20 protein-coding genes and 1 riboswitch are annotated in these 19,189 nt (G+C 59.4%); of the genes, 8 read left to right on the forward strand and 12 right to left on the reverse strand.

The genetic code is table 11. The annotated features are described in order from the left end of the window. Window positions 1–108: 108 nt before the first annotated feature. The 8 genes from ACOI7D_RS26250 to ACOI7D_RS26285 form a co-directional block, all read right to left on the reverse strand. Window positions 109–1,641 (reverse strand): sensor domain-containing diguanylate cyclase, encoded by a 1,533-nt coding sequence (locus tag ACOI7D_RS26250; protein WP_017901111.1) that lies wholly within the window; start codon window positions 1,639–1,641, stop codon window positions 109–111. A gap of 317 nt (window positions 1,642–1,958) precedes the next feature. Further along, entirely contained in the window at window positions 1,959–3,092 is a 1,134-nt protein-coding gene (thiH, locus tag ACOI7D_RS26255; protein ID WP_023291594.1) for a 2-iminoacetate synthase ThiH, read from the reverse strand. Continuing rightward, the gene (gene thiG, locus ACOI7D_RS26260) at window positions 3,089–3,859 is read right to left on the reverse strand and encodes a thiazole synthase (RefSeq protein ID WP_004206751.1); all 771 of its coding nucleotides are present in this window, start codon (window positions 3,857–3,859) and stop codon (window positions 3,089–3,091) included. Before thiG ends, thiH begins: the two co-directional genes overlap by 4 nt. 1 nt (window position 3,860) lies before the next feature. Beyond that, entirely contained in the window at window positions 3,861–4,061 is a 201-nt protein-coding gene (thiS, locus tag ACOI7D_RS26265; RefSeq protein ID WP_017901114.1) for a sulfur carrier protein ThiS, read from the reverse strand. Beyond that, entirely contained in the window at window positions 4,045–4,800 is a 756-nt protein-coding gene (gene thiF, locus ACOI7D_RS26270; RefSeq protein ID WP_060592192.1) for a thiazole biosynthesis adenylyltransferase ThiF, read from the reverse strand. The genes thiS and thiF overlap by 17 nt, the downstream gene beginning before the upstream one ends. Then, window positions 4,793–5,428: a thiamine phosphate synthase gene (gene thiE / locus ACOI7D_RS26275; protein WP_060592194.1), complete on the reverse strand. Its 636-nt coding sequence runs from the start codon at window positions 5,426–5,428 to the stop codon at window positions 4,793–4,795. Before thiE ends, thiF begins: the two co-directional genes overlap by 8 nt. Continuing rightward, window positions 5,428–7,323: a phosphomethylpyrimidine synthase ThiC gene (gene thiC, locus ACOI7D_RS26280; protein ID WP_060592196.1), complete on the reverse strand. Its 1,896-nt coding sequence runs from the start codon at window positions 7,321–7,323 to the stop codon at window positions 5,428–5,430. Before thiC ends, thiE begins: the two co-directional genes overlap by 1 nt. Before the next feature lie 84 nt (window positions 7,324–7,407). Continuing rightward, window positions 7,408–7,532: riboswitch (TPP riboswitch) on the reverse strand. A 53-nt stretch (window positions 7,533–7,585) separates the two neighbouring features. Further along, window positions 7,586–8,083, reverse strand: a complete 498-nt coding sequence (locus tag ACOI7D_RS26285; protein WP_023291598.1) for an Rsd/AlgQ family anti-sigma factor — start codon at window positions 8,081–8,083, stop codon at window positions 7,586–7,588. 94 nt (window positions 8,084–8,177) lie between these two features. Between ACOI7D_RS26285 and nudC the strand changes: the two genes are divergently transcribed. The 6 genes from nudC (at window position 8,178) to ACOI7D_RS26315 (ending at window position 12,540) form a co-directional block, all read left to right on the forward strand. After that, complete coding sequence (gene nudC, locus ACOI7D_RS26290; RefSeq protein ID WP_044524904.1) at window positions 8,178–8,951, forward strand: NAD(+) diphosphatase; 774 nt, start codon at window positions 8,178–8,180, stop codon at window positions 8,949–8,951. 40 nt (window positions 8,952–8,991) lie between these two features. Next, window positions 8,992–10,056, forward strand: coding sequence for a uroporphyrinogen decarboxylase (gene hemE / locus ACOI7D_RS26295; protein WP_023291600.1), 1,065 nt, complete (start codon window positions 8,992–8,994; stop codon window positions 10,054–10,056). 12 nt (window positions 10,057–10,068) lie between these two features. Then, entirely contained in the window at window positions 10,069–10,740 is a 672-nt protein-coding gene (nfi, locus tag ACOI7D_RS26300) for a deoxyribonuclease V (protein ID WP_023291601.1), read from the forward strand. Window positions 10,741–10,782: 42 nt separating this feature from the next. Then, window positions 10,783–11,373: a YjaG family protein gene (locus ACOI7D_RS26305; RefSeq protein WP_004206742.1), complete on the forward strand. Its 591-nt coding sequence runs from the start codon at window positions 10,783–10,785 to the stop codon at window positions 11,371–11,373. A 186-nt stretch (window positions 11,374–11,559) separates the two neighbouring features. After that, entirely contained in the window at window positions 11,560–11,832 is a 273-nt protein-coding gene (hupA, locus tag ACOI7D_RS26310; RefSeq protein ID WP_002884342.1) for a nucleoid-associated protein HU-alpha, read from the forward strand. 12 nt (window positions 11,833–11,844) lie between these two features. Further along, complete coding sequence (locus tag ACOI7D_RS26315) at window positions 11,845–12,540, forward strand: DUF1481 domain-containing protein (RefSeq protein WP_023319466.1); 696 nt, start codon at window positions 11,845–11,847, stop codon at window positions 12,538–12,540. A gap of 3 nt (window positions 12,541–12,543) precedes the next feature. Here ACOI7D_RS26315 and zraP read toward each other — a convergent pair whose 3' ends face one another. Next, window positions 12,544–12,981 (reverse strand): zinc resistance sensor/chaperone ZraP, encoded by a 438-nt coding sequence (zraP, locus tag ACOI7D_RS26320; protein WP_109546756.1) that lies wholly within the window; start codon window positions 12,979–12,981, stop codon window positions 12,544–12,546. A gap of 258 nt (window positions 12,982–13,239) precedes the next feature. Here zraP and zraS point away from each other — a divergent pair, with 258 nt between their 5' ends. Both zraS and zraR read left to right on the forward strand, forming a co-directional pair. Then, the gene (gene zraS, locus ACOI7D_RS26325) at window positions 13,240–14,634 is read left to right on the forward strand and encodes a two-component system sensor histidine kinase ZraS (protein ID WP_109548196.1); all 1,395 of its coding nucleotides are present in this window, start codon (window positions 13,240–13,242) and stop codon (window positions 14,632–14,634) included. Further along, window positions 14,621–15,952 (forward strand): sigma-54-dependent response regulator transcription factor ZraR, encoded by a 1,332-nt coding sequence (gene zraR, locus ACOI7D_RS26330; RefSeq protein WP_049014812.1) that lies wholly within the window; start codon window positions 14,621–14,623, stop codon window positions 15,950–15,952. Before zraS ends, zraR begins: the two co-directional genes overlap by 14 nt. Here zraR and purD read toward each other — a convergent pair. From purD to ACOI7D_RS26345, 3 genes are read right to left on the reverse strand one after another with little or no spacing between them, the layout of a single operon-like run. Continuing rightward, a complete protein-coding gene (gene purD, locus ACOI7D_RS26335; protein WP_043523029.1) occupies window positions 15,942–17,237 on the reverse strand; it encodes a phosphoribosylamine--glycine ligase in 1,296 nt (431 codons plus the stop codon). The genes zraR and purD overlap by 11 nt on opposite strands. A 15-nt stretch (window positions 17,238–17,252) precedes the next feature. Next, on the reverse strand, window positions 17,253–18,842 hold the full coding sequence (gene purH, locus ACOI7D_RS26340; protein WP_023291607.1) for a bifunctional phosphoribosylaminoimidazolecarboxamide formyltransferase/IMP cyclohydrolase: 1,590 nt from the start codon (window positions 18,840–18,842) through the stop codon (window positions 17,253–17,255). A 4-nt stretch (window positions 18,843–18,846) separates the two neighbouring features. Further along, window positions 18,847–19,050 carry a hypothetical protein gene (locus ACOI7D_RS26345; RefSeq protein WP_032429052.1) on the reverse strand — a complete coding sequence of 68 codons (204 nt, stop codon included), beginning with the start codon at window positions 19,048–19,050 and terminating at the stop codon, window positions 18,847–18,849. Window positions 19,051–19,189 lie beyond the last annotated feature (139 nt).

The raw sequence follows: 19,189 nt of genomic DNA on the forward strand, positions 1-19,189 counted from the left end.
CTTTACCGTGATTGTGTGTAAGTCATCACACAAAAATTGAAACCGGTTTCATTTTTGCCGGAAAAAATAAAAAAGCCCACCGAAGTGGGCGGTTGCGGCGCTAAAGCCCTAGGCGCGCAGGATACGGTTTTTACCCTGCTGTTTGGCTTTGTACAGCGCTTCATCGACGCTCACCACCAGTTTATCCAGCGGCTCCATGTTCCATTCCCCCAGCCCGGCGCTGAAGGTGACCGTCAGGCCATCTTCGCGCCAGGTGCGCCGTTCGACGTTTACCCGCCATGTTTCCAGCAGCGTGCGGGCGTTATCAATATGTTCGGCAGGAAAGACCACCGCGAACTCTTCACCACCATAGCGATAGAGGGATATCTCCAGTGGCTGGAGGACCTGCAGCCCTTCGCGGGCGACGTTACGCAGAACGATATCGCCGTTGAGGTGACCCCAGGTGTCGTTGATCGATTTAAAGTTATCGATATCGACCAGAGCGAGGGCGAACGGCTGATGATCGTTCATCAGCGCGGCAATATCGCTGTCGAAGGCGCGGCGGTTCTTGCAGCCGGTGAGCGCGTCAATGGTCGCCTGGCGGACGTAGGTCAGTTCGCGCTGCTTATTAGTTTCAATGGCTTTACTCAGCATCGCCTCGAGGCGTGGGGCGCGTTTGACGTCGCCGGTTTTAATCGCATTGATGATATTCATCAGCACGGTGCGGGAGGCATGACGCAGATAAAGGCCGAACAGGATGATGATGATCGCCGCGAGGGCGAAACCGCCGATCACTAAATTGGTTTCATGGCGCGTCAGATTAACCAGGGTAGTGTTATCGACACGGAAAATCACAAACCAGTCGGGATTGGTAAAGGAGTAATAGTAATACCAGGTGTCGCTCCCGGGATCGTAAAGCTGCCCCTCGCCGCTGGTCATTTTATCCATCAGCTCATTACTGACGAAGGGTTTAAATAGCGCGCCAGGGTCGGAGTGCAGGACCACTTTGCCATCACGCTGCACCACAAAAAACTCGCCCTGTACGGGGGCCACCATCTGGCGCAGCGCGAACCCCATGGAGGTGAGATCGAGATGAAAGGCCAGGCTGCCCTTGAGTTTCCCCTCCGGGGTGATGATGGGTTTGAAAATGGTAATCGTCGGATGGTGGGTAAAAAAATCCATATATGGGCTGGTGTAGTGGCTGAAGGTGCTGGCTTCCGCCTGTTTGATAAACCAGGGTCGCGTTCTGGGATCGAAAGCCTGACTGTCTTCATTTTCCAGCACCTCCGGGGCGCGCAGATAGTGGCCCTCGGTATCCGCCAGCGAGATGGATGAGACGCTCGGCATCATGTTCTGTAACTGCATCAGCGTCGTTAACCCTTTCTCCGGTTCCACATTGACTGCGCGATTCAGTTCGTCATTGCGGGCAAAGAAGGCGACCGCGCGCCCAAGGATAAAATCATTTTCCCGCAGCAGGGTTTCCGTGTAGTTGATCGCCAGGTTGTGGGTAAAGTTGCGGTTAATGTCGTGATAATCTTCAAGAAAATCTTTTCGCTGCGCCAGGGTGACAAAAATAGCGATCAGCATAAAACTGAGCAAGATGCCGGCAAACCCCACGACGATCGGCGTCGTGAAAGAGAGCTTTCTGTTGTGTAGAGCCATGAATCGTTAATCGTCCCGGATGTATAAACCATGGGGTCCGAACGCAGGTTGCGACTGCGACGCCTGCCGATCGAATCAGTTAACTATTGCTCAATTATAACTCTGAGGCCTTCATGTATCGTGATTTATATTCGGCGACAATGAACAGGCCCTCGATCAACGCGGAGAGGCAGGGCGAAAATGAGGAAGAAAAGGTTCGCCCTGGTCAGCGTCCGCTGCTGACCCGGGCAGAATAGAAAAAGGGCGCCTGGCGGGCCAGCCTCCGTTTTTCATCTCTCGTGCAGGCGCGCAAAAATATCAGGCGCTTACACTGTACATCATGAGGTTTGCGAGGCGCGTCCCAGCCAGCTGTCCCAGTCTTTCCACACCGGCTGCAGGCCGCGGGCAGCCAGCGCGCTGGCGACTTCTTCAGGCCGACGGTCATCGTGTGGCGCGAACTGCTCAAGCTCCGGATGGTCGTCGGCGTAACCCCCGGGCTGGGTTTTGGAGAAGGCGCTGACGTTATTGATCGCCAGCGGGATCACCCGGTCGCGGAACCAGGGGGATTCGCGGGTGGATAGCGATAGCTCAACCTCCGGCGCCAGCAGGCGGAAGGCGCAGATGGTCTGCACCAGCTGACGCTCATCCATTAGCGAGGCTGGTTCAATGCCGCCGGCGCAGGGACGCAGACGCGGGAAGGAGACCGAATAGCGGCTGCGCCAGTAGCGCTGCTGCAGCCATAACAGGTGCTCAGCGACCATAAAGCAATCCACCCGCCAGCTGTCGGAAAGGCCGATCAGCGCGCCAAGGCCGATCTTATCGATCCCCGCCTCGCCCAGGCGATCCGGCGTATCCAGCCGCCAGAAGAAATCCTGCTTTTTCCCTTTCAGGTGGTGCTGAGCGTACATGCTTTCGTGATAGGTCTCCTGATAGACCATCACCCCGTCGAGCCCCAGGGTTTTCAGCTCGGCATACTCGTCGGTCGCCAGCGGCTGCACCTCCATATGCAGCGAGGCAAACTGGCTGCGGATTGCCGGCAGGTGCTGGCGGAAATAATCCATTCCCACCTTGCCCTGATGCTCACCGGTCACCAGCAGCAGATGCTCAAAGCCCAGGTCGCGGATCGCGGCGCACTCGCGGGCAATCTCGGCAGCATCCAGCGTCTTGCGCTTAATGCGGTTGCTCATCGAGAAGCCGCAGTAGGTGCAGTCGTTGGCGCACAGGTTGGAGAGATACAGCGGCACGTAGAAGCTGACGGTATTGCCGAAGCGCTGACGGGTAAGCCGCTGCGCGCGCTGGGCCAGAGGTTCAAGATACCCGGCCGCCGCCGGCGAAAGCAGGGCCATCATGTCGTCGCGGGTCAGCTGTTTGGCCGCCAGCGCCCGTTCGACATCGGCGGCGGTTTTACCGTTGATGCGCAGGCGGATGTCGTCCCACTCCAGCTGCCGCCAGCGATCGCTGAAGGTTTTCATGCCAGCGCCTCCAGGAATCCGGTGAGCGGGCTGGTGGCCTGCGCCTGCGCGCTGCGCGCCCCCGGTCCGGCCTGACGGGCCAGCAAGCCGGCCTCGACCGCCATACGGAAAGCGTGGGCCATGGCCACGGGATCGTCGGCGACGGCAATAGCGGTATTGACCAGCACCGCGTCCGCGCCCATTTCCAGCGCCTGCGCCGCATGGCTTGGGACGCCGATGCCGGCGTCGACCACCACCGGCACCGTCGCCTGCTCGATAATAATCTCCAGCATGGCTTTGGTTTCCAGCCCCTGATTGGAGCCGATCGGCGCGCCCAGGGGCATCACCGCCGCGCAGCCAGCCTCTTCCAGCCGTTTACACAGCACCGGGTCGGCGCCGCAGTAGGGCAGCACCACGAACCCTTCGCGGACCAGCAGCTCCGCCGCTTTCAGGGTTTCAATCGGGTCGGGCAGCAGCCAGCGGGCGTCCGGGTGGATCTCCAGTTTCAGCCAGTGGGTGCCCAAGGCTTCCCGCGCCAGGCGGGCGGCAAACACCGCCTCTTCCGCTGTCTTGGCGCCCGAGGTATTCGGCAGCAGGCTGACTCCCGCCGCCAGCAGCGGGGCGAGGATGGCGTCATTGTGCTGACGTAAATCGACGCGCTTCATCGCCAGGGTGACCAGCTGGCTGCCCGAGGCGCGAATCGCCTCAACCATCACCTCCGGGGCGGCGAATTTGCCGGTACCGGTGAAAAGATGGGATTCAAATGTTTTGTCTGCAATACGTAACATGTCAGCCTCCAGCGATAACCTGAAAAAGCAGGACTCGATCGCCTTCCTGCAAGAGATGATCTTCCCACCGGTCGCGCGGCAGAATGTGTTGATTGAGCGCCAGCGCGACGCCCGGCTGCAGCTGTTCGAGCTGGGTCAGCAGGGCGCTGACGCTGAGATGGTCGGCGCACGCCAGCGGCTCGTCGTTAAACCAGATCTGCATGCCGCCCTCCGCAAACCGGGCAGCCCCGGGAACGCTGTAGCGCCAGGTTACGCCAGTTGCTGGTGCGGGCGTCGAACAGCCGCAGAGTGTTGCGCGGCGTCGTCATGCCGCTGAGCAGCTTAATGGCCTCCAGCGCCTGCAGCGTGCCCATCATGCCGACCACCGGACCGACGATCCCCGCGGTGCGGCAGTTGCGCTGCGGTTCGTCGCTATCCGGCCACAGGCAGCGATAGCAGCCCTGCGTCCAGGGGGGGGTGAGCACCATCAGCTGACCGCCGAAGCCGACGGCGCTGGCGGTCACTAACGGGATGTCGAGGGCCACGCAGGCGGCATTGATCGCCTGGCGGGTGACCATGTTATCGGTACAGTCCAGCACCACGTCCGCTTTCTCCACCTCGGCGCGCAGCGCCTCGCCGCTTAATCGCTGCTGGAGCGCAACCAGTTTGATCTGCGGATTTAGCTGGCTGAGCCGCGTCTTTGCCGCCGCGGCTTTTGGCCGATCGATATCCGCGCTGGTGAACAGGATCTGCCGCTGCAGATTGCTGAGATGCACGGCGTCGTCATCGGCCAGGGTCAGCGTCCCGACGCCAGCCCCGGCCAGATAGAGCGCCGCCGGGGAGCCCAGCCCGCCAAGGCCGATAATCAGCACCCGGCTGGCTAACAGCTTCTGCTGCCCCTCGATGGCGATATCCTCCAGCAGCAGCTGACGGCTATAGCGCATAAAGTCGTGATCATTCATCGCCCGCTCCCGCCAGCGCCAGCAGCTGGTCGGTCGCTGCCCGCCAGTCCGCCGCCTGGGTGATGGCGCTGACCACTGCGATGCTGCCGACGCCGGTCGCCAGCACCGCCGGGGCCTTTTCAAGGCTAATTCCGCCGATCGCCACGGTGGGGTAATCCGCCAGGCGTTGGATATGTCTGGCAAGCTGCTCGAGCCCCTGCGGCGCGGAGGGCATCTGTTTGGTTTGCGTCGGGAAGACGTGACCCAGGGCGATGTAAGAGGGGCGCGCCGCCAGGGCGACATCAATCTCCATATCGTCATGGGTGGAGACGCCCAGACGTAGCCCGGCTTGGCGGATGGCGCTCAGATCGGTGGTTTCCAGATCTTCTTGTCCGAGATGCACGCCGTAGGCCTGGTGCTTGATCGCCAGTCGCCAGTAATCGTTAATGAACAGCCGGGCGTGATAGCGGCGGCCAAGGGCGATGGCGGCGATGACGTCATCCTCCACCTCGCTGTCGCGTCGGTCTTTGATGCGCAGCTGAATAGTACGCACGCCGGCTTCGAGCAGGCGCTCAATCCACGCCACGCTGTCCACTACCGGGTAGAGTCCGAGACGAAACGGGACGGGTGGAAAATCAGGCTGATACATCAGACTTCCTCCTGTTTCAGGTAGATTTCGCCGCCGCGGGCGCGGAAGTGATGCGACATATCGGCCATGCCGGCGTCGATGGCCTGTCTGGCGGCGTAGTCGCGGACTTCCTGAGTGATCTTCATTGAGCAGAATTTCGGACCGCACATGGAGCAGAAGTGGGCAACTTTGCCGGATTCCTGCGGCAGGGTTTCATCGTGATAGGCCCGGGCGGTAAATGGATCCAGCGCGAGGTTAAACTGGTCTTCCCAGCGGAATTCAAAACGCGCCTTCGACATGGCGTTATCGCGGATCTGCGCCCCGGGGTGACCTTTCGCCAGGTCGGCGGCGTGGGCGGCGATTTTGTAGGTAATCAACCCCTGCTTCACATCCTCTTTGTTGGGCAGGCCGAGATGCTCTTTTGGCGTGACATAGCACAGCATGGCGCAGCCGAACCAGCCGATCATCGCCGCGCCGATGCCGGAGGTGAAATGGTCGTAGCCCGGCGCAATGTCGGTGGTGAGCGGCCCGAGGGTGTAGAACGGCGCTTCGTGGCAGTGCTCCAGCTCCTCGGTCATATTGCGGCGGATCATCTGCATCGGCACGTGGCCGGGGCCCTCGATCATCACCTGCACGTCATACTCCCAGGCGATTTTCGTCAGCTCGCCGAGAGTGCGCAGCTCGGAGAACTGCGCTTCGTCGTTGGCATCCTGAATGGAGCCGGGGCGCAGGCCATCGCCCAGCGACAGCGACACGTCATAGGCGGCGCAGATTTCGCAGATTTCGCGGAAATGCTGGTAGAGAAAGTTTTCCTGATGGTGCGACAGGCACCATTTGGCCATGATTGAGCCGCCGCGCGAAACGATGCCGGTCAGACGCTTCGCGGTCATCGGGACGTAGCGCAGCAGTACGCCGGCGTGAATGGTGAAGTAGTCGACGCCCTGTTCGGCCTGTTCCAGCAGGGTATCGCGGAAGGCTTCCCAGGTGAGGTTCTCGGCGATGCCGTTGACTTTCTCCAGCGCCTGGTAAATCGGTACGGTGCCGATCGGTACCGGGCTGTTACGCAGGATCCACTCGCGGGTTTCGTGGATATAACGGCCGGTGGAGAGATCCATCACCGTATCGGCGCCCCAGCGGGTGGACCAGACCAGCTTCTCGACCTCTTCTTCGATGGAGGAGGTCACCGCCGAGTTGCCGATATTAGCATTCACTTTTACCAGGAAGTTGCGGCCGATAATCATCGGCTCAGACTCCGGGTGGTTGATATTGGCCGGGATGATGGCGCGCCCGGCGGCCACTTCATCACGGACGAACTCAGGGGTAATGTTTTCCGGCAGGCGGGCGCCGAAGCCTTCGCCGGCATGCTGCTGGCGCAGAACTTCGCTGCGAATACGTTCGCGGCCCATGTTTTCGCGAATGGCGATGAACTCCATCTCCGGGGTGACGATCCCCTGGCGGGCGTAGTGCAGTTGGGTAACACATTTGCCGGCAACGGCGCGTTTTGGCTTCAGCTGGCTATTGAAGCGCAGCTCATCAAGGCCGTCATCGGCCAGCCGCGCTTTGGTATAGGCCGAGCTGCGTTCGCTGAGCGGGGCGCAGTCATTGCGCGCGTCGATCCACGGTTGGCGCAGCCTGGCAAGCCCCTGGCGGACATTAATGCCAATATCCGGGTCGCCATAAGGCCCGGAGGTGTCATACACCGGGATCGGTTCGTTGGCTTCGTAATGGGGGTTATCGTTATCGCCGCCGACGAGGGTTGGGCTGAGCTGGATTTCACGCATTGGGACGCGGATATCCGCTTGTGAACCTTGAATGTAGATACGGCGCGAATTAGGGAAAGCAGCGCCTTCCAGCGTATCGATAAATCGCTGCGCGTGCTCGCGTAGCTCACGACGGGTCAGTTTGGTAGTAGACATAGCGCATTCCAGATGAAAAGGACATGGCTTGTCAGACGACGGATGGAGTAACAGATGCGATCGGCCCTGACGGACTGACGCGAACAGCAGTTTACTCTTGTTCCCTTCGCAGGTATTAGCCTGATCAGGTTCCGCGGATCCCGAATTAACGGTCTCAGCCTTTTCCACGTTAGCCTTCACATGGAAAATAAGCACTCCGACAAGATGACATCCCCTCCGGAGAGGGGGAATGAAGGTAAACTACTCGTTAATTGCGCACAACTCAAGCGGTCGGGGCAATATTATCGCGCACCTCATCGTTCAGATGATGGGCGACGGCGAGGGCGATCAGTTTATCTTCTAGGGCGAAACGCGCTTCCAGCGACTCGCCGATATCCGACAGCGCCTGCTGAAATTCAAGGTAGTTATCATGATCAATGGCGTTTTCGAGGCAGGTATCGTAGTAGTCCATCATCTGCTGGGTATTGGCTTCCAGCTGCGGGTAAAGCCGGGTGGCGGCTAAAAGTGGGGTATCGCCTTCCATTTCGCCAATAATGCGTTCATAAATACTAAAATGACCGGACGAGAGGTAATCCACCAGACTTTGGCAAAAGTCATCCAGCGCCTTTTCGTTTAGCCGCATAAACGACTCTTTGCCCGGTTTCAGGCCAACCAGATTGTAGTAAGCCACGAGCAGATGCTTACGCACTTGTAGCCAGCGATCGACCAGTTCATTACTACCGCCAACGCGCTCCGTCAGATTTTCCAGCTGGTTTAGCATGATTGACTCCGCTAGTTTTGATTTAAATCTGCTCACCAAAAATGTAAAAATAATGTTAACAACATGCCAGTGAAGCAAAGGTAGTGCAATAGATATGGATCGTATTATTGAAAAATTAGATCGCGGCTGGTGGGTTGTCAGTCACGAACAAAAATTATGGTTGCCTGGTGGAGAATTACCACATGGCGAAGCGGTTAATTTCGATCTTGTCGGCCAGCATGCGCTGCATATCGGCGAATGGCAGGGCGATCCGGTGTGGATGGTGCGCCAGGATCGCCGCCATGACATGGGATCGTTACGCCAGGTGCTGGATCAGGATCCGGGACTCTTTCAGCTGGCGGGACGGGGGATCCAGCTCGCCGAATTTTATCGATCGCATAAATTTTGCGGCTACTGCGGTCACCCGATGCATGCCAGTAAAAGCGAATGGGCGATGCTGTGCAGCCACTGCCGTGAACGTTACTACCCGCAAATTGCCCCGTGCATTATCGTCGCTATCCGTCGCGACGATGCGATCCTGCTGGCGCAACATACCCGACATCGCAATGGGATACACACCGTGCTGGCTGGGTTCGTCGAGGTCGGCGAAACCCTCGAGCAGGCCGTTGCCCGTGAGGTGATGGAGGAGAGCGGTATCCGGGTGAAAAATCTGCGCTACGTGACTTCTCAACCGTGGCCGTTCCCGCAGTCGCTGATGACTGCCTTTATGGCAGATTACGCGGAGGGCGATATCGTGGTGGATAAAAAAGAGTTACTCAGCGCGGACTGGTACCGCTATGACGATCTGCCGCTTCTGCCGCCGCCGGGGACGGTGGCGCGCCGGCTTATCGAAGATACCGTCGCGATGTGTCGGGCAGAGTTCGAGTGACATGTTACACTGGGCGTATCAACGCTAAAGGAATGTAAAAATGACCGAACTGAAGAACGATCGTTACCTGCGCGCGCTGCTGCGTCAGCCGGTTGATGTCACCCCGGTGTGGATGATGCGCCAGGCGGGCCGCTATTTACCGGAGTACAAAGCCACCCGTGCGCAAGCGGGCGACTTTATGTCGCTGTGTAAAAATGCCGAGCTGGCCTGCGAAGTGACGCTCCAGCCGCTGCGTCGTTACCCGCTGGACGCGGCGATCCTCTTTTCGGACATCCTGACCATCCCGGACGCCATGGGGCTGGGGCTGTACTTTGAGGCAGGCGAAGGCCCGCGCTTCACCTCGCCGGTGAAAAGCAAAGCCGACGTCGACAAGCTGCCAGTCCCGGATCCCGAGCAGGAACTGGGCTACGTGATGAATGCCGTGCGCACCATTCGCCGCGAACTGAAAGGCGAAGTGCCGCTGATCGGTTTTTCCGGTAGCCCGTGGACGCTGGCGACCTATATGGTGGAAGGCGGCAGCAGCAAGGCTTTCACCGTCATCAAAAAGATGATGTACGCCGACCCGCAGGCGCTGCACGCGCTGCTGGATAAGCTGGCGAAGAGCGTCACCCTGTATCTCAACGCGCAGATCAAAGCCGGCGCGCAGTCGGTGATGATTTTTGACACCTGGGGCGGGGTGCTGACCGGCCGCGACTACCAGCAGTTCTCCCTCTACTACATGCATAAAATCGTCGATGGCCTGCTGCGGGAAAACGAAGGCCGCCGCGTGCCAGTGACGCTGTTCACCAAAGGCGGCGGTCAGTGGCTGGAAGCAATGGCGGAGACCGGCTGTGACGCGCTGGGTCTCGACTGGACCACCGATATTGCCGATGCCCGTCGTCGTGTGGGCAACAAAGTCGCGCTGCAGGGCAACATGGATCCGTCCATGCTCTATGCGCCCGCCGCGCGTATTGAAGAAGAAGTCGCGACCATCCTCGCCGGCTTTGGTCAGGGGGAAGGCCACGTCTTTAACCTCGGCCACGGCATCCATCAGGACGTTGACCCTGAGCATGCGGGCGTCTTTGTTGAAGCGGTGCATCGTCTTTCCGCACCCTATCACCAGTAGGAGATCAGCCATATGGATTTAGCCGCACTCCGTATCCAACAGCAACAGTTAGCCGCGTCGGTAGAGCGGGCGGATCGACTGGATCGCGACCCGCCAGTATTGATCGGCGGTGCGGATGTTGGGTTTGAGCAGGAAGGGGAGGTCACCCGAGCTGCGATGGTGCTGCTGACCTGGCCTGAACTGGAGCTGGTGGAGTATCAGGTGGCGCGCGTCGCCACCTCCATGCCCTATATTCCCGGCTTTCTCTCGTTTCGCGAAACGCCTGCGCTGCTGGCGGCGTGGGAGCAGCTTTCGCAAAAACCGGACCTGTTGTTTGTTGACGGGCACGGTATTTCCCATCCCCGGCGGCTGGGCGTCGCCAGCCATTTTGGCCTGATGATCGACGTGCCGACCATCGGGGTGGCGAAAAAACGGCTGTGTGGAAAAATCGGCGAACTGGGTGATGCCCCCGGCGCGCTGGCCCCGCTGATGGATAAAAATGAACAACTGGCCTGGGTCTGGCGCAGTAAAGTCCGCTGCAACCCGCTGTTTATTAGCACCGGCCACCGGGTGGGCATGGACAGCGCCTTAATGTGGGTCGAACGCTGCATGCGAGGCTATCGTCTGCCCGAGCCGACGCGCTGGGCTGATGCGGTGGCGTCCCGTCGTCCGTCATTTGTGCGTTGGCAAGCAAATCACAGCTGATTCAGGTACACTGCGCCTAATTTCTGACTTCGAGAATTCATCATGTTACAAAACCCGATTCACCTGCGCCTGGAGAAGCTGGAAAGCTGGCAGCATGTCACTTTTATGGCCTGCCTGTGCGAGCGTATGTACCCCAACTACGCGATGTTCTGCAAGCAAACCGAGTTTGGCGACGGCCAGCTGTACCGTCGTATCCTGGATCTGATCTGGGAAACGCTGACGGTCAAAGATGCGAAGGTGAATTTCGACAGTCAGCTGGAGAAACTGGAAGAGGCGATCCCGGCGGCAGATGATTTCGACCTGTACGGTGTTTATCCGGCCATAGACGCCTGCGTGGCGTTGAGCGAACTGATCCATTCCCGTCTGAGCGGCGAAACGCTCGAGCACGCGATCGAGGTGAGCAAAACCTCCATCACCACCGTGGCGATGCTGGAAATGACCCAGGAAGGCCGCGAAATGACCGACGAAGAGCTGAAAGCGAACCCGGCGGTAGAGCAGGAATGGGACATTCAGTGGGAAATTTTCCGCCTGCTGGCCGACTGCGAAGAGCGTGACCTTGAGCTGATAAAAGGCCTGCGCGCGGACCTGCGTGAGGCCGGCGAGAGCAATATTGGTATAAATTTTCAGCAGTGAGACCAGAAAACGTGATTTACCGCCTGAATTGTAGCGTCTGAAGGCTTCCATTCCGCCCCCCGTCTGGTCTACATTTGGAGGGCGAAAAAAAGTGGCTATCGGTGCGTGTATGCAGGAGGGTGCTTTTTTGGCATTTCCGTCGCACTCGATGCTTAGCAAGCGATAAACACATTGTAAGGATAACTTATGAACAAGACTCAACTGATTGATGTAATTGCGGACAAAGCTGACCTGTCCAAAGCACAGGCTAAAGCTGCCCTGGAATCTACCCTGGCTGCAATTACTGAGTCTCTGAAAGAAGGTGATGCTGTTCAACTGGTTGGTTTCGGTACCTTCAAAGTGAACCACCGCGCTGAGCGTACTGGCCGCAACCCGCAGACCGGTAAAGAGATCAAAATCGCTGCAGCTAACGTGCCGGCATTTGTTTCTGGCAAAGCACTGAAAGACGCAGTTAAGTAAGACCGCGTGGCAGTGAACAGTTTTATCGAAGGGGCTATTAAGCCCCTTTTGTCTGTCTGGCGCCGGCCTCTGGCGCTGGCGGGCATCCTGTTGCTAACTGCCTGCAGCCATAACGCGTCGCTACCACCGTTTACCGCCAGCGGTTATGCGGACAACCAGGGGGCGATGCGTATCTGGCGTAAAGATTCTGGCGATGAAGTCCATCTTCTCGCCGCCTTCAGCCCGTGGCGTCACGGGGACACCTCGACCAGCGAATATCGCTGGCAGGGCGATCAGCTGACGCTTATTGAACTCAATGTCTACGGCAAGCCGCCGGAACATATTCGCGCCCGCTTCGACGCGCAGGGCGATCTGAGCTTTATGCAGCGGGAAGTTGACGGGCAGAAGCAGCAGCTCTCCAGCGACCAGGTCGCGCTGTACCGTTATCGCGCCGAGCAGATCCGCCAGACCAGCGACGCCCTCCGTCAGGGTCGGGTCGTCCTGCGTCAGGGGCGCTGGAACGCCGCCGCGCATACCGTCCTGACCTGCGAAGGGCAGACGGTGACGCCCGACCTCGATAGTCGGGCTCTGGCGCACATTGAACGCCGCCAGAGCCACGCTTCCGCCGCGGTGAGCATTGCCTGGCTTGAGGCGCCGGAAGGCTCTCAACTGCTGCTGGTGGCCAATGAAAACTTCTGCACCTGGCAGCCGACGGAAAAAAGCTTCTAACCTTTACCAGTGATTCATGCCCCTATGACCGCCGCCGCTACCGCGACAGCCGCCATATCCCATGCCTGCGCCGCGGGGAACGCCTGCCTCAGCCAGCGCGAGATCAAATTTCACCCGCTGCTGATCCAGCTTCTGGCGTAAGCCTTCCATCTCCTGAGCGACGGCTTCAATCTTGCCGCTGTCCGGCTTTTGCGCCGTGAGCAGCGCATTGTACTCATAGCGTTTGGACTGAAGCTGCTGGCGAAGGACGCTGGTTTGCGCATAGTAATCGTTATGCAGCTTTTGCGCGGTAGCCTGCTGCTCCTGGGTCAGCTGGCTGTAGCCCTGGTTGCCCATCCCGTTATTGTTGCCCCAGTGGTGGTTGGCCCAGGCCGCGTTGCTGCCGAAGGTCAGCGCGGCAAGGGCGACGAGGGCTAGGGGTAAGTTACGGTTCCGTTTCATGGCATTTTCTCCTGTGTGGTTTCTCTCGGTATTGCATCTTCCATGCCAGCCTGAAGAAGCCCGTCCGAACAGGTCTGCCGAGGCCGTGGCAGAGAAGGCGAGTAAAAATGACCCGTTCCGCCCGGGACCGGCGAGTCATTTTTACTCGCTAAAGCGCAGGCGATATGTTTGAGAGCAGGTTTGGCCGTGCGGAAACATGGCATGATTTCTGCTGAAAGATCCTGCTGATAGCGAAAAGGAGATGACAAGGACTCGCCGATGAAGATCAAACCTTTTTCACGGGACGCTGCCGCTGGCGCGCTGAGCTGGCTGCTGACCGGTACGGTGGTGCTGCTGGTGGTGCTGTTCTCCGCGATGATCGTCCGCGATTACGGTCGTGAGACGACCGCCGCCCGACACACTATTGAGGAGAAGGGGAGCGTACTGATCCGCGCGCTGGAGTCCGGCACGCGCGTCGGCATGGGAATGCGGATGCATCACGCGCAGCTGCAGGCCCTGCTGGAAGAGATGGCCTGGCAGCCGGGCGTCCTGTGGTTCGCGGTGACTGATGACAATGGCACCATCATCGCTCACAGCGATCCGCAGCAGGTGGGCCAAACGCTCTACAGCCCCGCGCAGATGCGTGCGCTGGCGGTTGGCGAACAGGCGCGCTGGCGGCGGCTTAGCGAGCCGCAGCCGGCCATGGAGGTCTATCGCCAGTTTCGCCCGCTCAATCCGGCCCGCGGCCACCATAGGGGCATGATGAATCGCGGCGACAGCGCCCTGGCTCAAGCCACCGTCCCGCAGGTGATTTTTATCGCCTTTGATAGCAGTGAGCTGGATGCCGCGCAGGCCCGCGGGCAGCGGAACATGGTCATCATGCTGGGCGCCGCCGCGCTGGTGACAGCGGCAACGATCCTCGCCCAGTTCTGGTTCCGCCGCTATCGCCGCTCGCGAAAACAACTGCTGGAGGCGATGGCCCGCAAAGAGAAACTGGTGGCGCTTGGCCATCTGGCGGCGGGCGTGGCGCACGAGATCCGCAATCCACTCTCGTCGATTAAAGGGCTGGCGAAATATTTTGCCGAGCGCACGCCGCCGGGCGGCGAGTCGCATCAGTTAGCGCGGGTGATGGCCAAAGAGGCCGACCGCCTGAACCGGGTGGTCAGCGAACTGCTGGAGCTGGTCCGGCCCGCGCATTTAAATTATCAGCCGGTGGATATCAACGCGCTTATCCACCACTCATTACAGCTGATCAGCCAGGATGCGCAGAGTCGCGGGATCGCGCTGCAATTCACTCCGCGCCCGGAGCTCTCCACGATCAACGCCGATGCCGACCGCCTGAACCAGGTGCTGTTGAACCTGTACCTGAACGCGATGCAGGCGATTGGCCGTGACGGCGTCATTCGCGTATCGGCAAGCGAAGCTGACCGTCAGCGGATGAAAATCGTCGTCGCAGATAGCGGTAAAGGGATGACTGCCGAAGAGCTGCAGGCCATCTTCACCCCCTATTTCACCACCAAAGCGGACGGCACCGGGCTGGGGCTGGCGGTGGTGCAGAATATTATCGAACAACATGGCGGGACGATCCGCGCCGAAAGTCAGCCGGGGGCCGGAGCGATATTTACGCTTTGGCTACCGATTGATGCTCAACGGAGGGAAGATGAGCAGCGATAAGGTACAGATTCTGGTTGTCGATGATGACATCAGCCACTGCACGATCCTGCAGGCGCTGCTGCGCGGCTGGGGCTATCAGGTGGTATTAGCCCACAACGGCCTGCAGGCGCTGGAGCTGATCCATCAGCAGGTCTTCGACCTGGTGCTGTGCGATATTCGCATGGCGGAGATGGACGGTATCGCGACATTAAAAGAGATTAAAGCCTATAACCCGGCGATCCCGGTGCTGATCATGACGGCATTCTCCAGCGTCGATACGGCGGTGGAGGCCATCAAGTCCGGGGCGCTGGATTATCTGATTAAACCGCTGGATTTTGACACGTTACAGCAGACGTTAGTCCAGGCGCTGGCACACACCCGGCATAGCGAGGGCGAACACCCCGCCGCAGCGAGTTCGCGTTGGGGCATGATAGGCGACAGCCCGGCGATGCAGGCGCTTCTTAATAATATTACGCTGGTAGCCCCTTCGGATGCGACGGTGCTGATCTATGGAGAGTCGGGAACCGGTAAGGAACTGGTGGCGCGCGCCATCCACGCCTGCAGCGGGCGCGGTGATAAGCCGCTGGTGACGCTCAACTGCGCGGCGCTGAATGAGTCGCTACTGGAGTCGGAACTCTTCGGGCATGAAAAAGGGGCGTTTACCGGCGCGGATAGGCGACGTGAAGGGCGCTTTGTCGAAGCGGATGGCGGCACGCTGTTCCTCGATGAAATTGGCGATATCTCGCCATTGATGCAGGTCCGGCTGCTGCGGGCGATTCAGGAGCGGGAGGTGCAGCGGGTCGGCAGCAACCAGACGCTTGCCGTTGATGTGCGGCTGATCGCCGCCACCCACCGCAACCTCGCGGAAGAGGTAAGCGCCGGGCGTTTTCGCCAGGATCTCTATTACCGGCTGAACGTCGTGACTATTGAGATGCCGCCTCTGCGCCGGCGCCGGGAAGATATTCCGCCGCTGGCGCAGCACTTTCTCAAACGCTATGCCGAACGCAATCGTAAGGCGGTAAAGGGGTTCACGCCACAGGCGATGGACCTGCTGATCCACTACTCCTGGCCGGGCAACATTCGCGAGCTGGAAAACGCGGTGGAGCGGGCGGTGGTGCTACTGACCGGGGACTATATCTCCGGGCGGGAATTGCCGCTGGCGATCGCGGGTACGCCGCTGCCGTCAGGCGGGAGCGAGGAGGGGCTGATTCAGCCGCTAGTGGAAGTCGAAAAAGAGGTGATTCTGGCGGCGCTGGAAAAAACGGGCGGCAACAAAACCGAAGCCGCCCGTCAGTTAGGCATTACGCGGAAAACGCTGTTGGCGAAACTTAGCCGTTAGCCTTTTCGCGCTCAATGGCGCGCCAGCCGATATCGTTTCGGCTAAAGCTGCCATCCCAGCGAATATCGGTCAGCAGCTGATAGGCGCGCTGCTGCGCCTGCGCTACGGTATCGCCCAGGGCGGTGACGCACAGTACGCGCCCGCCGTTGGTGACCACGCGCTGGTCGTCAGACAGTTTCGTGCCGGCGTGGAAGACTTTACCGTCTGCCGCTTCCTGCTGCGGCAGGCCATGGATCTCATCGCCCGTGTTGTAGTTGCCCGGATAGCCGCCGGCGGCAACCACTACCCCCAGCGATGCGCGGTCATCCCACTCGGAGGTTTTCTCATCCAGCTTGCCGGCGCAGGCGGCGAGGCACAGCTCTACCAGGTCAGATTTCATGCGCAGCATGATCGGCTGGGTTTCCGGATCGCCAAAGCGGCAGTTGAACTCAATGACCTTTGGGTTGCCCTGCTTGTCGATCATCAGACCGGCATACAGGAAACCGGTATAGGTGTTGCCTTCCGCGGCCATGCCCTTCACGGTTGGCCAGATAATACGCTCCATGGTGCGCTGATGGACTTCATCAGTCACGACCGGCGCCGGAGAATAAGCGCCCATCCCACCGGTGTTCGGGCCGGTATCGCCGTTGCCGACGCGTTTGTGATCCTGGCTGGTGGCCATCGGCAGGACGTGCTCGCCGTCGACCATCACAATAAAGCTGGCCTCTTCGCCATCGAGGAACTCTTCAATGACGATGCGGTGTCCGGCGTCGCCAAAGGCGTTACCGGCCAGCATGTCTTTGACCGCCGCTTCGGCTTCCTCAAGGGTCATCGCCACGATAACACCTTTACCCGCCGCCAGACCGTCGGCTTTGATGACGATCGGCGCGCCTTTCTCGCGCAGGTAAGCCAGCGCTGGCTCGACCTCGGTGAAGTTCTGGTATTCCGCCGTCGGGATATGATGACGCGCGAGGAAATCTTTGGTGAAGGCTTTCGAGCCTTCCAGCTGCGCCGCGCCTTCGGTTGGCCCAAAGATGGCGAGCCCGGCGGCACGGAACGCGTCGACCACGCCAATCACCAACGGCGCTTCCGGACCAACGATGGTCAGGTCGATATTTTCATCCTGAGCGAAGCGCAGCAGCGCCGGAATATCGGTGACGCCGATGGCGACGTTTTGCAGCGACGGCTCCAGCGCGGTACCTGCGTTGCCCGGCGCAACGTAGACGGTATCAACCAGCGGCGATTGGGCCGCTTTCCAGGCCAGGGCGTGTTCACGCCCGCCGTTGCCGATTACTAATACTTTCATCTGCAGCTCCATGAATTAATGGCGGAAGTGGCGCATATCGGTGAAGATCATGGCGATGCCGTGTTCGTCAGCGGCGGCAATCACTTCGTCGTCGCGGATAGAGCCGCCCGGCTGGATAACGCAGGTGATGCCGACCGCAGCCGCGGCGTCAATCCCGTCGCGGAACGGGAAGAAGGCATCGGAGGCCATGGCGGAGCCTTTCACTTCCAGACCTTCGTCACCGGCTTTAATCCCGGCAATTTTCGCCGAGTAGACGCGGCTCATCTGGCCGGCGCCTATGCCGATGGTCATATTGTCTTTGGCATACACGATGGCGTTGGATTTGACGAATTTCGCCACTTTCCAGCAGAACAGCGCATCGCGCAGCTCTTGCTCGCTCGGCTGACGTTTACTGACCACGCGCAGTTCGCCTGCGGTGACCATACCGAGATCGCGGTCCTGAACCAGCAGGCCGCCGTTGACACGTTTGAAATCGAGACCGGCAACGCGCGCTTCCCACTGACCGCAGGTCAGTACGCGGACGTTCTGCTTCGCGGCAGTGATTTTCAGCGCTTCTTCGCTGGCGGACGGGGCGATGATCACCTCGACAAACTGGCGAGAGATGATCGCCTGCGCGGTGTCGGCATCCAGCTCGCGGTTGAAGGCGATGATGCCGCCGAACGCGGAGGTCGGGTCGGTTTTGTATGCGCGATCGTAGGCGTCAAGGATCGAGTCGCTGACGGCAACGCCGCACGGGTTAGCGTGCTTAACGATCACGCAGGCCGGTTCGTTGAACTCTTTCACGCACTCCAGCGCCGCATCGGTATCGGCAATATTGTTATAGGAGAGCGCTTTACCCTGCAGCTGGGTAGCGGTTGCCACGGAAGCTTCTTTGACATTCTCTTCTATATAGAAGGCAGCCTGCTGGTGGCTGTTTTCGCCGTAGCGCATATCCTGCTTCTTAATGAAGTTCAGATTCAGGGTGCGTGGGAAGCGGCCAGCGGCTTCTTTGCTTTCGCCGTGATAGGCCGGAACCATGCTGCCGAAGTAGTTGGCGATCATGCTGTCGTACGCGGCGGTGTGTTCGAAGGCTTTAATGGCGAGGTCGAAGCGGGTGTCCAGCGTCAGGGAGCCTTCGTTGGCGTCCATTTCATTAATGATGGCGGTGTAGTCGCTGCTCTTCACCACGATGGCGACATCTTTGTGGTTCTTCGCCGCGGAGCGGACCATGGTTGGGCCGCCGATATCGATGTTTTCCACCGCGTCTTCCAGCGAGCAGCCTTCACGAGCGACGGTTTGGGCAAACGGATAGAGGTTAACGACCACCATATCGATAGGCGCGATACCGTGCTGCTGCATGATGCCATCATCCTGACCGCGACGACCGAGGATGCCGCCGTGTACTTTCGGATGCAGGGTCTTCACGCGTCCATCCATCATTTCCGGGAAACCGGTGTAGTCAGAGACTTCGGTTACCGGCAGGCCTTTATCTGCCAGCAGGCGGGCGGTGCCGCCGGTGGACAGCAGCTCGACACCACGAGCGGAAAGCGCCTGCGCGAATTCGACGATACCGGCCTTGTCAGAAACACTGAGCAGAGCGCGGCGGACTGGACGACGTTGTTGCATGGTATTAAATCCCCAGGATTTGAACATTACAGAGAGCGTTAGGTGAGTTTTTGCCTAAAAACTCACCTAACGCACCCAACCGGGCATCCGTGTCATAGCGCGGCATTGTAACGAAAACGTTTGCGCAACGCTCGCGAATTTTTATCTTTCTCTTTAGGCCGATGGTTCTTCTTCTATATAGCTGCCGATCCGCGGGGCGTTCGGTCATGTTTTGACGCTCTCCTGTGGATAATTCTGTGTGTAAAGAGGTATAAAGCGGGGTTTTGCTGGGGAATGCAGCAGTCAGTCATTTTTCTGCCATTTTTCTATTGCGGGCGCTCGAGAACTCCCTATAATGCGCCTCCATC

The sequence above is a fragment of the Klebsiella sp. C360 genome (assembly GCF_048822415.1).
Taxonomy (GTDB): Bacteria; Pseudomonadota; Gammaproteobacteria; order Enterobacterales; family Enterobacteriaceae; genus Klebsiella; species Klebsiella quasipneumoniae.

Coding starts and splice junctions, on each gene's coding strand:
- thiS (WP_017901114.1), bottom strand. CDS start 4,061: ATGCAGATCTGGTTTAACGACGAGCCGCTGGCGTGCGCCGACCATCTC.
- ACOI7D_RS26345 (WP_032429052.1), bottom strand. CDS start 19,050: ATGACCGAACGCCCCGCGGATCGGCAGCTATATAGAAGAAGAACCATC.
- hemE (WP_023291600.1), top strand. CDS start 8,992: ATGACCGAACTGAAGAACGATCGTTACCTGCGCGCGCTGCTGCGTCAG.
- ACOI7D_RS26305 (WP_004206742.1), top strand. CDS start 10,783: ATGTTACAAAACCCGATTCACCTGCGCCTGGAGAAGCTGGAAAGCTGG.
- thiE (WP_060592194.1), bottom strand. CDS start 5,428: ATGTATCAGCCTGATTTTCCACCCGTCCCGTTTCGTCTCGGACTCTAC.
- thiH (WP_023291594.1), bottom strand. CDS start 3,092: ATGAAAACCTTCAGCGATCGCTGGCGGCAGCTGGAGTGGGACGACATC.
- thiF (WP_060592192.1), bottom strand. CDS start 4,800: ATGAATGATCACGACTTTATGCGCTATAGCCGTCAGCTGCTGCTGGAG.
- zraR (WP_049014812.1), top strand. CDS start 14,621: ATGAGCAGCGATAAGGTACAGATTCTGGTTGTCGATGATGACATCAGC.
- ACOI7D_RS26285 (WP_023291598.1), bottom strand. CDS start 8,083: ATGCTAAACCAGCTGGAAAATCTGACGGAGCGCGTTGGCGGTAGTAAT.
- hupA (WP_002884342.1), top strand. CDS start 11,560: ATGAACAAGACTCAACTGATTGATGTAATTGCGGACAAAGCTGACCTG.
- zraS (WP_109548196.1), top strand. CDS start 13,240: ATGAAGATCAAACCTTTTTCACGGGACGCTGCCGCTGGCGCGCTGAGC.
- purD (WP_043523029.1), bottom strand. CDS start 17,237: ATGAAAGTATTAGTAATCGGCAACGGCGGGCGTGAACACGCCCTGGCC.
- ACOI7D_RS26250 (WP_017901111.1), bottom strand. CDS start 1,641: ATGGCTCTACACAACAGAAAGCTCTCTTTCACGACGCCGATCGTCGTG.
- thiG (WP_004206751.1), bottom strand. CDS start 3,859: ATGTTACGTATTGCAGACAAAACATTTGAATCCCATCTTTTCACCGGT.
- zraP (WP_109546756.1), bottom strand. CDS start 12,981: ATGAAACGGAACCGTAACTTACCCCTAGCCCTCGTCGCCCTTGCCGCG.
- thiC (WP_060592196.1), bottom strand. CDS start 7,323: ATGTCTACTACCAAACTGACCCGTCGTGAGCTACGCGAGCACGCGCAG.
- purH (WP_023291607.1), bottom strand. CDS start 18,842: ATGCAACAACGTCGTCCAGTCCGCCGCGCTCTGCTCAGTGTTTCTGAC.
- nudC (WP_044524904.1), top strand. CDS start 8,178: ATGGATCGTATTATTGAAAAATTAGATCGCGGCTGGTGGGTTGTCAGT.
- nfi (WP_023291601.1), top strand. CDS start 10,069: ATGGATTTAGCCGCACTCCGTATCCAACAGCAACAGTTAGCCGCGTCG.